The 17,345-nt window shown below is 29.4% G+C and carries 11 protein-coding genes and 1 pseudogene; 1 reads left to right on the top strand and 11 read right to left on the bottom strand.

Going from position 1 to position 17,345, the window contains the following annotated elements; all coding sequences use genetic code 11:
* The first annotated feature begins 154 nt into the window (after nt 1-154).
* The gene (gene pdaA / locus GOM42_RS10440; protein ID WP_011590971.1) at nt 155-952 is read left to right on the top strand and encodes a delta-lactam-biosynthetic de-N-acetylase; all 798 of its coding nucleotides are present in this window, start codon (nt 155-157) and stop codon (nt 950-952) included.
* Nucleotides 953-1,130: 178 nt separating this feature from the next.
* Here the strand turns inward: pdaA and GOM42_RS10445 are convergent, their stop codons facing one another.
* The 11 genes and pseudogenes from GOM42_RS10445 to GOM42_RS10495 all read right to left on the bottom strand — a co-directional run bounded on the left by GOM42_RS10445 (nt 1,131) and on the right by GOM42_RS10495 (nt 17,317).
* The gene (locus GOM42_RS10445) at nt 1,131-1,766 is read right to left on the bottom strand and encodes a cyclodeaminase/cyclohydrolase family protein (RefSeq protein ID WP_011590972.1); all 636 of its coding nucleotides are present in this window, start codon (nt 1,764-1,766) and stop codon (nt 1,131-1,133) included.
* Nucleotides 1,767-1,794: 28 nt separating this feature from the next.
* On the bottom strand, nt 1,795-3,081 hold the full coding sequence (locus GOM42_RS10450) for a glycosyltransferase (protein WP_011590973.1): 1,287 nt from the start codon (nt 3,079-3,081) through the stop codon (nt 1,795-1,797).
* Nucleotides 3,081-3,797, bottom strand: a complete 717-nt coding sequence (locus GOM42_RS10455) for a WecB/TagA/CpsF family glycosyltransferase (protein ID WP_003481897.1) — start codon at nt 3,795-3,797, stop codon at nt 3,081-3,083. Before GOM42_RS10455 ends, GOM42_RS10450 begins: the two co-directional genes overlap by 1 nt.
* Nucleotides 3,798-3,812: 15 nt before the next feature.
* Nucleotides 3,813-4,910 (bottom strand): tetratricopeptide repeat protein, encoded by a 1,098-nt coding sequence (locus GOM42_RS10460; protein WP_003460180.1) that lies wholly within the window; start codon nt 4,908-4,910, stop codon nt 3,813-3,815.
* Nucleotides 4,911-5,201: 291 nt separating this feature from the next.
* Nucleotides 5,202-6,929: a phospho-sugar mutase gene (locus tag GOM42_RS10465; protein WP_011590974.1), complete on the bottom strand. Its 1,728-nt coding sequence runs from the start codon at nt 6,927-6,929 to the stop codon at nt 5,202-5,204.
* Between the two features lie 155 nt (nt 6,930-7,084).
* Nucleotides 7,085-7,696, bottom strand: coding sequence for a 50S ribosomal protein L25 (locus GOM42_RS10470; RefSeq protein WP_003469843.1), 612 nt, complete (start codon nt 7,694-7,696; stop codon nt 7,085-7,087).
* Nucleotides 7,697-7,825: 129 nt separating this feature from the next.
* Nucleotides 7,826-11,938, bottom strand: a pseudogene (locus GOM42_RS10475) (glycoside hydrolase N-terminal domain-containing protein); the annotation flags it as partial.
* A 157-nt stretch (nt 11,939-12,095) separates the two neighbouring features.
* The gene (locus GOM42_RS10480) at nt 12,096-14,894 is read right to left on the bottom strand and encodes an alpha-L-fucosidase (protein ID WP_110016134.1); all 2,799 of its coding nucleotides are present in this window, start codon (nt 14,892-14,894) and stop codon (nt 12,096-12,098) included.
* Nucleotides 14,895-15,117: 223 nt separating this feature from the next.
* The gene (locus GOM42_RS10485) at nt 15,118-15,834 is read right to left on the bottom strand and encodes a glycerophosphodiester phosphodiesterase (protein WP_003460154.1); all 717 of its coding nucleotides are present in this window, start codon (nt 15,832-15,834) and stop codon (nt 15,118-15,120) included.
* A 3-nt stretch (nt 15,835-15,837) separates the two neighbouring features.
* The gene (locus GOM42_RS10490) at nt 15,838-16,860 is read right to left on the bottom strand and encodes an alpha-hydroxy-acid oxidizing protein (RefSeq protein ID WP_003460161.1); all 1,023 of its coding nucleotides are present in this window, start codon (nt 16,858-16,860) and stop codon (nt 15,838-15,840) included.
* A 13-nt stretch (nt 16,861-16,873) separates the two neighbouring features.
* Nucleotides 16,874-17,317: a DUF523 domain-containing protein gene (locus GOM42_RS10495; RefSeq protein WP_011590978.1), complete on the bottom strand. Its 444-nt coding sequence runs from the start codon at nt 17,315-17,317 to the stop codon at nt 16,874-16,876.
* Nucleotides 17,318-17,345 lie beyond the last annotated feature (28 nt).

Raw genomic sequence — 17,345 nt, forward strand, 5'->3', positions numbered from 1 at the left:
GTACACGTCCCTTTCTTATATTTAATTTCATACTTAATGATTATACTCTAGCTTAATATATATTTCAACAACTGTATTATGTTTCCTAATTATCCACTTAAAAATACAAATTAATCCTAATATATAACACATACTAAATTTGAGGTGATATTTTATGATTAAGAAAGTTTTTTCATTATTATTTTCAATAATGATGATTCTATCTATTACTTTAAACACAAAAGTAAGTGCAAAAGAATTTAATAGCCCTTGTACAAAAGAATTTAACTGGTATTATTCTTTTAGTAAAGAGGAAGGTGTTCCTCATGGGCCAAAAGAAACTCCTTATATAAGCAATCATAAAGTTGTATATTGTGGAGACACATCAAAGAAAGAAATTTTTCTTACTTTTGATGAAGGATATGAAAATGGTAATACAGCAAAAATACTTGATATATTAAAAGAAAATCAAGTTCCTGCTGCCTTCTTTGTAACAAGACCATATATAAAAGACTATCCAGACCTTATAAAAAGAATGGATGAAGAGGGCCATCTTGTATGTAATCACACTTCTCATCATCCATCTATGGCTAAAATACTTGATAAAGAAAAATTTACAAAGGAATTTACTGAAGTTGAAGAGGAATACTCTAAAGTTACTGGAAAAGAAATGCCTAAATTCTTTAGACCTCCAATGGGTAAATACAGTGAACAATCCTTAGCTTACACTGAAGAACTTGGTTATACCTCTGTTTTTTGGAGTTTTGCTTATAAAGATTGGTTAGTTGATGAGCAACCTTCTAAAGAAGCTGCTAAGAAAAAAATATTAGATAAAGTTCATAATGGTGAAATAGCTCTGCTTCATGCCGTATCAGATACTAATACTGCTATTTTAGATGAAATTTTAAAAGAGTTAAAATCTAATGGTTATGAATTTAAATCCTTAAATGATTTAACTCCTAAAAAAGAATAATACTAAATCAATTATGGGGCCCATATCAAAATAACTTTTATAAAACTTACAAATTGTATGAAGAGAATCTCTAAATTTAGCTTAATCTATTAATTCTCGAAATATGTTTATAAGTTTTTTATTACATTTTGATATAGACCCCTTATTATTTATCTAATAATTTTTATTCTATTTTTACTTAATTTTGAAGAAAACCACTTTCTTTTAAAATCTCTTCTTTTAATTTATTGCTTTCATTTCTTATATGTAAAATTTCTTCTTTTACACTATTAACTAAGTTTTTATCTTTTAAAAATCCTAAGTTTATTTCTACATTAACTATGGAACTATCTATACAAGCACTAAGCATTATAGCACTTACTACAGCATCTGAAATTAAATTTTTATTTCCATACTTAGAAGCAAATTTTACATTATCAAAAAACTTTAAGGCTTTTCTGCTTAATTCTAATGGAACCATCATTGCCCCTAAAGTACATTCATCTATTTTTTCACTTCTTAAGCTTTTCTCTTCACAAGTTTCCTTAGGTAACTTATAGCAATCCATTAACGCAGTAAAAGCTTCCTCATCTTTGTTCATGAAATCTAACATTTCATTATAAGATTTTTTTGCATTTTCAAGATTTTCATCTAATTTCTTTTTATTTTCTTCACTTAATGCTTCGTAAGCTTTTTTACCAACAGTTAAGCTATAAACCATTGATGTTAATGCAACTCCTACTGCTCCAACAATCCCTGCTGCTGCCCCACCACCAGGTGCTGATGAACTTGAACCTAAATCTTCTATAAAGTCTTTAATCTTTTCGTTTTTCATTGTGTACCCCTCCGTCATGTCTTATTGCCTATTTTAATTTTAGTATATTATTTAGCTTCTTACCTATACTACTCCATTCATATTCTTCATTTGCCTTAAATTTCTTACCTGAATCTATTAAATCCCTACATTTATTTAAGTCATCTATTATAGCCTCATAATTATTTTCACTAACTATACACTTTTCTTTATTAAGTGCAACATTCTTAATAGGATCATTTTCATCTCCTAATATAACCATAATAAGATTCTTTGTTCCTAAATAGTCATATATTTTAGCAGGTATTTGCTTAGAATTTTTGTTTCCTAAAACAAGAAGAACATCTCCATGTATCATGTATCTTAAAGCTTCCTTATAGTCAATTCTTCCATTAACACTAACATTAGAAAACTTTTTTAATTCTTCTTTAATATTTTCATCATCTATGTTTCCAAAAAATATTATGTTTAATCTATTAAATAGCTCCTGATCTCTTTTCTCTAATTCTTTTAAAGCTTTTATAAAAGGTTTTAAATCCCTAATTTTACTGAAAATTTCTCCAGCATAAATTAAGTTTATCTTATTATCCTTTAAAAGTTCTGGCTTTTCTGCCCTTTCAATTTCTTCATATATGGCTTTATTGTACCCCCTAGTTACGATAAACATTTTATCTTCTTTTACATTATATTTTTCCATAAAATCTTTTTTATTCTCTTCAGTTACAAAGATATGTCTATCCCCATTTAATACTACTGATTTTTCTTGTCTACCTTCTATGAATTTTCTTATAAAGCCAATATCCTCTCTTGAGGGATCCTTAAGCCAAGGATCACTCCAATATAAAACCCAAGGAATCTCCTTAAAGTGCTTTTTTATTCTTAAAGCACAAAGGTGACTAGATGGTGGCTCATGCATAGAAAATATAACATCAAACTTTTCTTTATTCATAAGTTCTATGCCATACTTTGAAGCTTTAAAACTCCAGTTATAATACATATCAGGAAAAATTATTTTATTTTTAATTTTTCTCATAAGCTTAATTTTACCACTAGATTTCGTGTTAGAAGACTTCTCATCTTCCTTAACCTCTATAGATTTTTTTGGCATAATCTTATTAAATAATTTTCCACCTTCAATAGCATGAACCTTTACTTTACTATCTAAAAGCTTTAATATTTCCTCATCATAGTAGATAGAGTTTTTAGGAAAGTCTACAGTTAAAAGATGCACATCATTATTCTCTATATTACATAAATTATTTAAGTACATAAGAGTTTCAATTGATGCTGAATTATTTATCATAGGAGAATAACAAGCTATAAATAAAATTTTCATTATCTTTTACCTCTTTCCTTAAGTGATAAAACTAAGAACTTTGGTATGCTACCTAATCTTTTTATTCTCCAAGGCTCTTTAGCTACTCTATAAAGCCACTCCATACCTATGTTAATCATAAATTGTGGTGCTCTATTTACATTTCCAGCAAACACATCAAAACTTCCACCAACACCCATAAAAATCTTACAACAAAGTTTATCCTTATATTTTTCTATAAAGACTTCTTGTCTAGGCGCTCCCATGGCAACAAAAAGTATATCAGCCTTGCTTTCATTAATTTTTTCTATTAAATCATCACAATTGTCTAAATCAAAAAAGCCATTATTACTTCCAACTATATTAATTCCATCATAGCTTTCTTTTATTTTTTCCTTGCATTTAATTAGTGTCTCTTCCTTAGCTCCTAATAAAAACACTTTTAAATTCTTATCTCTAGCTTCCTCTAAAAGCATATTCATAACTTCAATTCCAGCTATTTTTTCTGTAATATCTATTCCATTAATCTTAGCTGCAAGCAAAGTTCCTACTCCATCTGGAATTATTAAAGCATCCTCTTTAGTAAAGCTATTTCTTAAAAATTCATTCTTTATACCATTATATAAAACCTCTGGATTTCCAGATATTATGTTAACTCTTTTTTTATTTTCAATCTCTTTTAAAAGTTCCTCTTTATTATCTGAAAATATTTTATATCCTAATAACTCCTTATACATATTCCGCTCCTAAGGCTATTTAATATTATTATTTTTCATAAATGTTTCTATTTCTTTTACTATTTCATCATCCTTGTTTATAGCCTTTGCTATATCTAAATGCTGCTTTGCCTCTTCTATTTTTCCTGCATTTAAATAACAAACTATTAAGTTAGTACAAACCTCTATATCTCTTGTACTTTCAAAGGCTTTTCTTAAATATTTAACAGCTTCATCATATATTCCTAAAGATGCATAATTTATTCCCATTTCATTTACTGCTTCAACTATACTATCATCAATTGATAAACATTCATTTAAGTAATAAACTGCCTTTTCAAAATTTCCAAGTCTTCTATAAGCTGTTGCAATATAATATCTTAAAATAGCATTATCTTGGAATTTATCTGCTAAAGGAAGAAGTCTTTTTAAAGCATCCTCTGGTTCTTCTATTAAATCTTCTTTTCCTTCTTCATAATCAGCTGAGTCTTTTATCTCATTATATAAAACCTCAACTATTTCATTTCTTTCTCCACCCTTAGCTAAATATTCATTTATATCAACATAAGCTTTATCATATTGTCCCATGTCATTGTAAGCTATTGCTGAATAAAGATATGGAAGAGCTAAATCACTTCTATTTGCTTTACATTTATCACAAATTTCTAGTTGAGTTTCATTGTAAGCTTTATTTCTTTCTCTTAAAGATTCACATATTAAAAGAAGATTTTCGTAAACCTCAGTTTCATCTGATATTTCAGTTAATCCCTTTAAAAGCATAAATGCTTCAACCATATTTTCTTCTTTAACCTTATCAGCTACTATCTTTTTAACACATGGAATAGCATCCTCTATTAGTGGAATTAATTTTTTATACTCCTTATTAAATTTAAAATCCTTGTCTCCACCTAAAGCAAAAAACATTCCTTCAACTAAATAGTTTATTGGTAAAGATTCTAATTTATATCCACTTTTCACATCCTGTGATAAATGTTTTGGATCTATTGGGATATAAACTTCATTTATATTAACCTCTTTTGGATCTTTTCCTAAGCTTTTAACAAATCCATCTCCATCTATTTCTAAAAATAAAAGTTGTGATAATTTTTCTTTTGCAAATGTATTAAAACTCATATATCTATCTCCTTAACTACTTTTACTAACTATTTTAATTCTATCTAAAAATAAAATTTATAAACCTAAATTTTATTATATATCATAAATTTCGAACTTTATTTTATCACAAAATAAAAATTAGTTCATCTTAGTATTTAGTTATAACTTATAACACTTATTTTAGTTATATATTATAACACTTTAATTAACTCTTTTGTGAATTAAGCTCTAAAAATATAAAAAGAGCTATATTTATAACTTATAAGTTTTATATAAGTTATATTAACATAGCTCTTTGTTTAACTTAAACTATTTTAATTTAGCATTAATTACTTCCATTATTGCATTTTTAAAGTTTTCAGTTTTTTCTTTTGAATCTTCTAAACTTGAACCTTTTACTGATAAGTAAATTTTCATCTTAGGCTCTGTACCTGATGGTCTTACAACAAACCAAGAATCATCTTCTAAAACATATTTTAAAACATTTGATTTTGGAAGTTTTATTTCTTTTTCTTCATCAGTTAAGTTATTTACTTCTTTGCTTAACTTATAATCGAAAGATGTAATAACTTTAACTCCATTCATTTCTTTTAGGGCATCATTTCTTAAGCCATCTATGCACTTAGCTATTTGTTCTTGTCCTTCTTTTCCAGCAAGTTCTATTGATACTAAGCTTTCTTTGAAGTAACCATATTTATTATAAAGCTCTATTAAACCATCATAAAGAGTTTTTCCTTGTTCTTTATAATATAAAGTCATTTCAGCTATTAACATTGAAGCTACAACAGCATCCTTATCTCTAGCAAAAGTTCCAGCTAAGTAACCATAGCTTTCTTCAAAACCAAATAAATATTCATTTGAACCTGATTCTTCAAATTCTCTTATCTTTTCACCTATATATTTAAATCCTGTTAATGTATCTATTAAAGTTACCCCATATTCCTCAGTCATTTTTCTTACTGACTCTGTAGTAACTATAGTTTTTATAACTGCACCATTTTCAGGTAATTTATTCATTTCCTTTAATGAACTTAATATATAGTTAGTTAGTAACATTCCTGTTTGGTTACCACTTAATACTTGGTACTCTCCATTATTGTCTTTAACAACAACACCTATTCTATCACAGTCTGGATCTGTTCCAAATATTATATCAGGTTGAATTTCTTTAGCCATGTCTAAAGCTAATTTAAATACCTTTGGATCTTCTGGATTTGGATATGGAGCTGTTGGGAAATTTCCATCTGGCATTTCTTGTTCTTTAACAACAAACACATTCTCATATCCTAACTCTTTTAATATTCTTCTTACAGGAACATTTCCTGAACCATGAATTGGAGTATAAATTATTTTTAAATCTTTAGCATGCTTCTTAACTAAATCTTCTCTTATAGTTAAAGTTTTTAAATCATCTATATATTTTTTATCTATTTCTTCACCAATATAAACTAAAAGTCCTTCTTCTAAAGCCTTTTCTTCACTCATTGTCTTTATGTTTGCGTAATCTGTAACTTTGTTAACATATCCAATAACAGCTTTTGCAGGAGCATCTGTTAATTGACATCCATCATCTCCATAAACTTTATATCCATTGTATTGTTTTGGATTATGTGATGCTGTTATAACAATACCACCCTTACAATTTAATTCTCTTACTGCAAAGGATAACATTGGAGTCGGTCTTAAAGATTCAAAAAGATTAACCTTTATTCCATTTGCACAAAGAGTTAAAGCAGCCGCTTTTGCAAACTCCTTAGACATATTTCTTGAGTCATAAGCTATTGCAACAGATTTTTCCCCCGCATAATTATCATTTAAATAATCTGCAAATCCTTGAGTAGCTTTTCCTACAGTATAGATATTCATTCTATTAGTCCCAGCACCAATAATACCTCTTAATCCACCAGTACCAAAATCTAATTCCTTATAAAATCTATCTTCTATTTCCTTATCTTCTTTTACGTCTCTTAATTCCGCCTTTATTTCCTCAGAAATAATATCAGAATTTAGCCATTCTTCATATTTTTCTCTATACACTGCACTATCTCCCCTTTAAATCTCTATAAGGATTTTATATTTTATTTTCACAGATATTATACTACAATATTTTGAAATTTGAAAACAAAAAAAAGTAAAAATGGAACTGTAAACAAAATAATCCCATTTTTACCCTAATTTATATTAAGCTTATATTAACTTTCCTTTTTAGCTCTATTTTCAGCTACTTCTTGATCCACTACCTCTTGAGTTATTATCTTTTGATCATAACTTACAGAAGCTACTATAGAATTTAAATCATCAACTACTGTTATTTCATTTCCAAATTCTACATCTGCAATCTTAAATTGATCTCCTGGCTTAGCTCTTCCCACATTTAAATTTACTCCCTTTGGAATATTAGATGGAGAGCACTTTACCTTTATGCTATCTAGATTCTTTTGTAACACTGCATCTAATTTATTTATGTATTCTTCTCCAACGTAATTTATAGGAACAGCTGTTTCTATTTCTTCATTACCTTCAACTTTTTCTAAATCTATATGTAATACCCTTCTAGTTACAGGATCTCTTTGAACTTCTTTTATAAGAGTATTTAAAGAACCCTCTTGTGAATTTATGCTTAAAAGTCCATGTTCACCAGTTACAGAAAGAGCATGATTAAGTTCTAATTCTCCTATTTCAAATAAGAAATTATTAATTCCTTTTCCGTATATAACTCCAGGAACTAATCCCTTTCTTCTGCACTGTCTACTTGAATGTCTAGTCTTTTTTTCTCTTTGATTTACTTGTAAATTTTCCATCATCATCCCTCCTTTTAAGTATTATCTCCAAAATTCATTTTATTATTCATAAACTTTAATGTCTTATATAAATAAAGAGGACTTTCTCAAAATAAATTTTGATAAAGACCCCCTTAAATTAATTTTATTTCTATCTTCTAAATCTATTTCATAGTCAAACACATCCTTTTTAAAACCTTCCATAGTTTCACCATTAATAGAAATATCACTTAAACTAGCATTGCTACTAGCTACTCTACGCTCTATTGAAGAAATAGTTAAATTATTCATTTTCCCTTTCAATTTATCACTGCCATTAGAATCAGCACCTATAATAAGTGGTAAATCACTAACTTCTAAAGGTGAACTTGGCTTTACTGTCTTATCTAACTCTCCATTTATATAAATAGATGCTTCACCCTTTGAATGTTCAAAAATAACTTTTATATTTGTCCATTCATTTAAAGGAATTGCTTTATTAGATATAAATTGAGTTATTGACCCTTCAGCATGGAATCTTAATTTTCCTTCAGGAGATACATCTATTAAGAATCCACCTTTTCCTGTCCCATTATTTATTTTTTGAGCTATCTTTTGCCAATAATTAGTGTATTCATCTAAATAAACTTCAGTTTCTATAACTAAATTATCATCTAATTTTAATGAATCATTGCTTTCAACACTTATATATCCATCACCAAAATTAGCAGCTTTTCCATCCTTTGACTCTCCTTGAGTAACTGTACCATTTACTTCTCCATGAAAACTATTTTTAGAACTATCTTCTCCTAAGTTAGAAGAATTTTCAAAGTTATAATAAGCAATTATGCTTTCTTCCACAATTACATATGGATTTATTAAAACTCTGTATTCTTTATGCATAGTTTCATCCTTAGATGTAACTCTTACTACTGCCTCCCCTGGGAGTTCTTCTGGTTTTGTAATTTCAATCTTAGCCTCTGAAGTAAAAGCTTCTGCTTCAACATTTAAATTTTGTAAGTTTTCTCCCTTTTTAAGATCATAAGAATATTCATATTTACTTCCATTAAATTCTTCTAGAGGATTTCCATTAATATTTAGAGATTTAAGATCTGCATTACTAGCAGCATGAACTTTTGTTAACTTAGCGTCTCCAAAACTTCCATGGTCTGAGCCTATACTGTCTCCCCCATCTTTTACAACTAATTTAAGTGTATTCTTACCTGCTATAGGCACTTTAACATGTTTTTGTGTAGTATCTCCTGTCATTAATCCACTATCAAAAACTTTCTCATTATCTAAATAAACTTCAAAGGATATAGATGCTACAGTACCAGCCATTTCTTGATCTACCCCAACAAAGGTTTCAAAATAATCATAGTAATCTAATCCTTCTAAACTATATACTATCTCTGAATGAGCATGGGTTCCTATTCCTTTATCATAAGAAACCTTCTCTCCATTTTCACCTTTTAAAGTTATTGTATTTCCATCACAACTAGCATCTTTTTGTATTTCTCCATATCCAGTAGATGCACTTTTCCATTCTAATTCACTTAAATAAACACTGGTTTCAACTGCAACCTTTTCTGATGCCTCTCCTAGTCCCTCTGAATTCTTTGCCACTACATAATATAAATAACTATAACTATCATTTAACGGAGCATTTTCATCAATAAACTCTTCTGTTTTTACATCTTCAGCTATTAATTCAAAGTCCCCTTCACCTTTTCTATAAACATCATAACCTTCTGCAAATTTTGTTTTATTCCATTTTAATGAAACAGAGTTATCTCCATTTCTTAAAGCTTTTAATCCATTAACCTTTTCTGGTTTCTCCATAGGCATTCCTTCAACCTTATATTCTCCATTAACTTCTGTTGGGAACTTAACTACATTTTCTGAAACAACCTCTGGAGTTATTTTATTTCCATTAGCATCAGTTATAATAGCTTCTGTTATTCCTGGATATTCTAAATAACAATCATTTCCTGAACCAGATTTTATTTTTAGGAGATTTAATGAATTATTATTCCAGTTAGCTGAAATCTCAAAATTTCCTCTAGCCTTTAATCCATCAAAGCTTCCATCTTCCCATGCTGTTGGTAATGCTGGCAATGGATTTATTGTTCCTAAATGACTTTGTACAAGCATTTCAGCCATTCCAGAAACAGCTCCCATATTACCATCAATTTGGAAAGGTGGATGAGTATCAAATAAGTTTTCTAAAGTGCTTGTTGTTAATTGATTTTCTAATAATCTATGGGCTCTATCTCCATCTAATAATCTAGCCCAGAGATTTATTTTATTAGCTTTAGACCATCCTGTTCCTCCATCCCCTCTATGATTCATAGTAACCTTAGCTGCTTCATATAGTTCAGGAGTATCTTTTTGATTTATTTGAGTTCCTGGATAAAGTCCTACAAGATGAGAAATATGTCTATGATTATTATTTGGATCATCTATATCATCTTTCCATTCTTGAACTTGTCCATGTTTACCTATTTGAGGTTTTAATAATCTCTCCCTCTTATTTTCAAGTTCTGCTCTAAACTCTTCATCTATTCCTAAAGTTTCACTAGCTTTTATAGTATCTGTGAACAATTGCCAAATAAGTTCTTGGTCAAAAGTTGTTCCTACAGTTCTAGGACCATGTTCTGGAGAATAACTTGGTGAAGAAACTAAATAGGTTTTTCCATCACTATGAGTATATTCAACTAAAAATTGAGTCCAAAACTGTGCAGCTTCTTTCATAATAGGATATATATTTTCTCTTAAATAATCCTTATCATCAGTAAAATTATAATGCTCCCAAAGATTTTGGCTTATCCAAGCATTAGAAGTAGGAGCCCATCCCCAATCAAATTCCCATCCCATAGCTGTAAAGCCGAAAGGATTATTCATTGTATTTACTGTCCATCCATTTTTATTTTCCATTGCCCCTTCTATTCCACAATGCATTTCTGCCGTCTTTCTTCCTGGTTCTCTTAAACTCTCTATATATTCAACTAATGGAATGGCAGTTTCAGATAAATTAGCAACCTCTGCTGGCCAATAATTCATCTGTATGTTTACATTAAAATGATAATCCGAACTCCAAGGTGGATTATTAGAATTATTCCAAACTCCTTGTAAATTAGCTGGCAAACTTCCTTCCCTTGAAGAGGAAATAAGCAAATATCTACCATATTGGAAAAATAAAGTTTCTAAGCTATTGGATTGATTTGTTTTATATTCATTAAGCATTTCATCAGTAGGCTTATCTAATTTAAGTTCTCCTAAATTTAAATTTACTCTATCAAATAAATTTTTATAATCTTCTATGTGCCTACTCTTTAATTCATCATATCCTAAATTTACAGCATTATTAATTCTTTCAGTTACTGCTGAATGTGGGTCTTCTCCTTTATAAGTTGGATATTCATTTATATAATCTGTTCCTGCACTCATTATTATTGTTATTTCATCTGCATTTTCAACACTTATTCTATCTTCTTTATCTTGAATTGATCCTCCAGTATTAATAACCTTAATTTGAGATTCATATTTCATTCCATTATCTTCTATTGCACCACTTAATATCAAAGTATTATTTTCTACAGAAAGATTCTTCCCATTATGGGCGCCTTCATTTCTAACATCTACATTTAGCGAAGAAGCTTTATCAGCCTTTAATTTAATAACCATTACATTATCAGGATAACTACAAAAATATTCTCTCTCATAATTAACACCCTTATAGTTATATTTAACTGTAGATAAAGATTCCTCTATATTAAGCTCTCTTCTATAATTAGTTACCTTACTCTCCTCATGAGACTTAAAATCTAAGAATATGTCTCCAAAATTTTGATAAGCTCCATAAGCTCTTTGATCCCCACATACTCTTTGATATAAATCATTTGAAGGAGTTCCACCCTCAGCTAATATTTTTCTTATTTCTTGTACAGCTTCCCAAGCACCTTCTTTATTTCCCCCATTATAACCTTCCCATGCTCCTGGTCCACCAGACCATAGAGTTTTTTCATTATATTGTATTCTTTCACTTGCTACACTTCCAAAAATCATTCCACCCATATAACCATTTCCAATTGGAAGGGCCTCATTTTCCCAGTTTGTAGCAGGCTCATCATACCATAAAGCTAATTTATCTAGATCAATATTTTCATTTAAAGTGCTTTTTTCTACTTCATTAAATCTACTAGACTTAGCAAAAGTATAAACTGATTGCCCAACTACCATTAAAGAAACTATTAGAGCTATTTTCTTTAAGAATTTCCTTTTCATAAATTCTCCCCCTACTAAAGTAATCATTATATTTATTAATGCATTTTCGCATTTATTATAAATATATGTAATAAATAGGCTGTATCTTTATGTAAAAATTTTAAAAATGATTAAACACTTAAAATTTTTAGACATAATTAGATACAGCACATAAAAATTATTTTAATATATCATTCGTTATAGAATTAAGTTCAAATTCATCAATAACTCCATCACCATTTATATCATACTCTTTAATATTTTCCCCATAATGTTTAGATGCTAATGATAAGTCACCAATATCAACTTTGCCATCTTTGTTTAAATCTGTTGTAGGCATTTCTGGCTCAACTAAATTGTCTTCACTGGTATCCACTAGAGCATAATTCAATTGACCATCAGCTCTACCTCCATGTGGATTTTCACCCTTTAATCTAAAGTTTAAAATATGCTCTCCAGAAGTTAATACTTCACTTTCATATATTACTTGATTTGTAACCCTACTTTCTGCATAAGCATCAACTTCTACAAATTCTCCTCCATCTATTGAAATTTCATAAATTCCATGATTAGGATCCTTTGCTCCTATTAAAGAAATTTGCTTTCCTCTAAACTTGATAGAGAAAGTTGAATTCATATTGTTTGTCCATGCTCCATCAGTCTCTTTATTCCATCCTCCTGAAAAATTAAATTGATGTAATCCATCACCAGTATCCTTTGTTTCTATTTTAATTTGCTCATCATCATTAATAGTAACTGTAGCTCTTGAATTAAATCCTAATATTCCACCTATTGGATCACTTAATTTTAAATAGAATTCCTTAGGCTCTTCTTTTTCCTTATCATCAATGATTGTTATATCAAAAGTTTTTTCTGTTTCACCTTCATTAAATGCTAAAGTACCAGACCATGTTTGATAATCAACTCCATTTAAAGCAGTGCCAGCTAAAGTATCATAGTTAACTTCAAGCTTACCATTACTTCCGCCTTTTCTTATAACCTTAAAAGTAGCAGTTCCTATATTTTCACTTACTTCGTATCCTACCTTTTCAAATTCAACCATACCTTTTCCACCATTGTCTAATACATAAGCTCCATCTATATGAGCCGCTGTCCCTCTAGAACTTGAATTCTTTCTTCCAGTACATTTAACCGTAACTTCATGCTCTCCATCACTTAAATCTTCACTTTCAAAGACTATCTCTTTAGATTTTCTATTAGGAGAATATAAGTCAACCTCTACTGGATTTTCACCATCTATGGAAATTTCCATTATTCCATGTCCTGAATCCTTTGTTCCTGATAAGAAAAACTTAGTTCCATTAAATTTAATATTAACTGTAGCATTAGTTTTACTTGTATAGTGAGCATCTCCACCTAAATCATTTTCTCCATGGATAGTCTCATATACCCATCCATCACTAAAGTTAAATTGTTCTAATTCATTCCCCTTATTATCATCATTTAATACTTTCAATCCAGCTGGTGGCCCTGATGGAAGTTCTATACTAATAGGTTGTTTATAAACTCCAACATTATTTATAAGTGGCACTTCTAATGAACCAGTTATATTAATTCTTATTTTTTCTCCTTTAGTTGGGGATATTCTAATAAGTCTTTTATATCCTATTGTTTTTCCTTCATAAACCTTATTCCAATTTTCTCCTTGTAACACTTCTATATTAAAACTAGATACTCTTTGACCTAATGGTATATACTCTTGCAAAGAAATAACATCAAATTCTTTACTTCCACCTAGATCTATTTCAATAGTACCTGTTTTACTACTATTATCTGGTGCCCAATAGGTATCATAATCTCCATCTACAATTTTATTTGCACCATATGTCTCATCCCTATTAGCAAAACTATCTACTATTACCTCTTTATTTAAAGCTAAATCATCATTAAATAACTCTTTAATTGTTTCACCAAATTCCTTTAATCTATTAACATCATTTTCATGTAACTTTCCTTCCTTATTAGGGGGAACATTTAATAATAAAACTGAATTTCTCCCTATGGATTTAAAATAAATATCCATCATTTTTTCTAAGGATTTAACTTCATTATCTTGAGATTCATGGTAAAACCAACCTGGTCTTATTGATACATCTGATTCTCCAACTACCCAATCTGATCCACCTTCTTCTCCATTATTCAAATATGTTGGATTTTCCCTTTCTTTCATTTTTTCAATATCTATAGTTGACCAGCAAGGCTCTCCTGCATATCCTTTTTCATTTCCAATCCATCTAATATCTGGACCCTGTGGACTAAATATTAAACATTCTGGTTGTAATTCTTTTATAAGAGCAAACCATTCTTCAAAGTTATATTCTTGCTTAACATTTGATCCCTTTGCTCCATCCATCCAAACTTCAGCTATAGGTCCATAGTTAGTTAATAACTCCCTTAGCTGATTCATGTAAAACTCATTATAATCACCACCATTACCTTCTCCATAATGTTCTGAATTTTGGTCCCATGGTGATAAATAAACTCCAAATTTTATATTATATTTAGCGCAAGCTTCTGAAACCTCTTTAACCACATCTCCCTTTCCATTTTTCCAAGGACTACTAGCTACATCATGCTTTGTATATGCACTATCCCACAAACAAAATCCATCATGATGTTTTGCAGTTAATATAACCCTTCCAAAGCCTGCATCTGCCAAAGTTTTTACCCATTGATCAGCATCTAAATTAGTAGGGTTAAAAATTTCTGGATTTTCTGTTCCATCTCCCCACTCTCTTCCTGTAAAGGTATTCACACCAAAGTGTATAAATGCTGTAAGTTCCTCTTTTTGATAGCTAACCTGTTCTTCTGTTGGAATTGCTCCAAATGCTTCTGTTACATATTTCATATTATTTATAGTATTTGCCTTAGTTAATATAGATCCTTGTGCCATACTAACTAAAAAAGTCATTGCCATTGTAGTTGCTAAAAAACTTTTTATAGCCCTAACTTTCATACTTCCTCCTTAACTATATTTATCCTATATATGTTTATTCAAATAACATAATATTTATTACAATAAATATTAAAAATTATTTATTTTTTTGATTTTATTTAAAAAAATATATTATATTAAAGAGTAATATTATAAAATAAACCTTATAAATTATTGGTGAAATTTAATAATTTATAAGGTTTATTATTTAGTATTAATATAAATGGCTTTTAAAATTTACTTGTTATTTTAAGTACTCTAAAGCCATTTTAGCCTGATCTGTAAATATAGCATCTACTCCATAATTTTTAAGTTTATCTATATCCTCTTTTTCATTTACTGTATAAACATTGACTTTTACACCTTCATTATGTGCTTTTTCTACCAGTTCTTCTGAAACAAGGGATTTAGCAGGGTGTATTGCATATGCATTTAAACTTTTAGCAATATCAAGAATATTAGGCATTTCTTTTTCATAAAGTACCCCTAATTTAATATCTCCATTTAACTTTTTAACTTTTTCTAAGGCCTTATGATTAAAACTTGAAATAAGTATTTTTCTTTCTAGATTATATTCCTTTATTAAATCTAATACATCCTTCTCAATATTTTCATAATCTATTACATCATTTTTAATTTCTATATTTAAAACTATATCCTTATCTTTTATAAGATTAAAAACATCTTCTAATAAGGAGATTTTACAATCATCATTATTTTCAAAGCCTTCTTTATTACACTTAAAGCTTCTAAGTTCTTCAAAAGTATAATCCTTAACTTTTCCATTTCCATTAAAAGTTCTTTTTATATCCTCATCATGTATTATTACCAATTTTCCATCTTTACTTTTGTGCACGTCAAGCTCTATTCCATATATATCTAATTTTAAAGCCTCTTTAAATGCTAACAAAGTATTTTCTGGATATCTATAACTAAATCCTCTATGTGCAAAAACTTTCATAAGTTAATTCTCTCCTTTGTAAATAACTCTATTATCTATATTTTCTATTGAGTTACATCCTGTTAATACCATAGCTGATTTTAATTCACCTTTTAAAGAATTCACATATTCTTCTACCCCTTTAGCTCCATGAGCAAAGGTAGCTGTTATAAAAGGTCTTCCTATTAAAACGCAATCAGCACCTAAGGCTATCATTTTTAATATATCAACTCCAGTTCTTACTCCACCATCAACTAAAATTTTAACTTTTCCTTTAACTCTAGCTGCTATCTCTGGTAGCACTTCACATGAGGCTGGAGTTTGATCTAAAACTCTTCCTCCATGATTAGATACTACTATGGCATCTACTCCTGCTTCTACTGCTAATTCAGCCTCATCTGGCGTCATTATTCCCTTTAATATAAAAGGTAATTTTGTTGAATTTACTAATTCTTTTATTTCCTCTAAGTTTTTAGGTTCAACTGGTTTTCCATTCATAGCTAAAGTTATAAGTCCAGCTGCATCTATATCCACGCCTACAGCAAAGGCTCCTGCTTTTTCTGCCATTTTTATTTTTTCTATTACAACTTCATTTTTCCAAGGTTTTATAAATATAATTCCTTGTCCATTATATTCTTCTATTACTTCTAAATTAGTAGCTAAACATAAGTCTACTGCTGTATCTCCTACCATAGGATATATACCTGAATCTAAGCATCCCTTAACTACTCCCTCAATATATTCTCTTTCACTAACTTTTCCACCCATATTTAACATAGTTCCTGTTATAGGAGCTGCAAAAAGTGGTAACTCCATATTCTTACCGAAAATTTCAATATTTGTAGTAGGGTTTTTAGCATCATGAATTGTTCTCATATTAAGTTTTATTTCCTCTAAGGCCGCTACATTTCTTATAAAAGAATCTCCTGTTCCTTTTCCTCCCATGCCAGGAACTTCTCCTGCACATGCTACTCCATTACAAACTTTACATACTCTACAACTTCCATTATAAAGTTCTCTAGCTTTATCTCTCATATCCTTATTCATCTATACATTCCTCCTAAAAATCATTTTCTGTTTTAACTTTAAATCCATTTTGAAGTAGAAGTTCACAAGTTACCCCATTTCCTTCTTTTTTCTCTCCATTAAAATTTCCTGAATATATAACTCCAAGACCACAAGATGGACTTTTTGCTTTTAAAATTACATATTCTGCATTTATGCTCTTTGCTATATTTAAAGTTTCATAAGCCCCTTTAAGAAATTCTTTTGTAACATCAGCTCCATCCTTACCAAGTACTTTTGCCTTTCCTTCTAGTACATCTTTTCCTGTTCCACCCACTATTTCACTTGGTATTCTTGGAGTTTTTAGTCCTCCTAATTGTTCTGGACAGGCAATCACTGCTTTTCCTTCCTTAAGAAGCTTTAATATATTTTCATTTAAATTATTTTCACCATTGTATTTACAATTAACTCCACACAAACACCCACTAATTAAAATCACAAATTTCTCCTCCCTAAAACTTATTAAA

Source organism: Clostridium sp. 16K-1-R1 (genome assembly GCF_023921145.1).
GTDB lineage: Bacteria > Bacillota > Clostridia > Clostridiales > Clostridiaceae > Sarcina > Sarcina perfringens.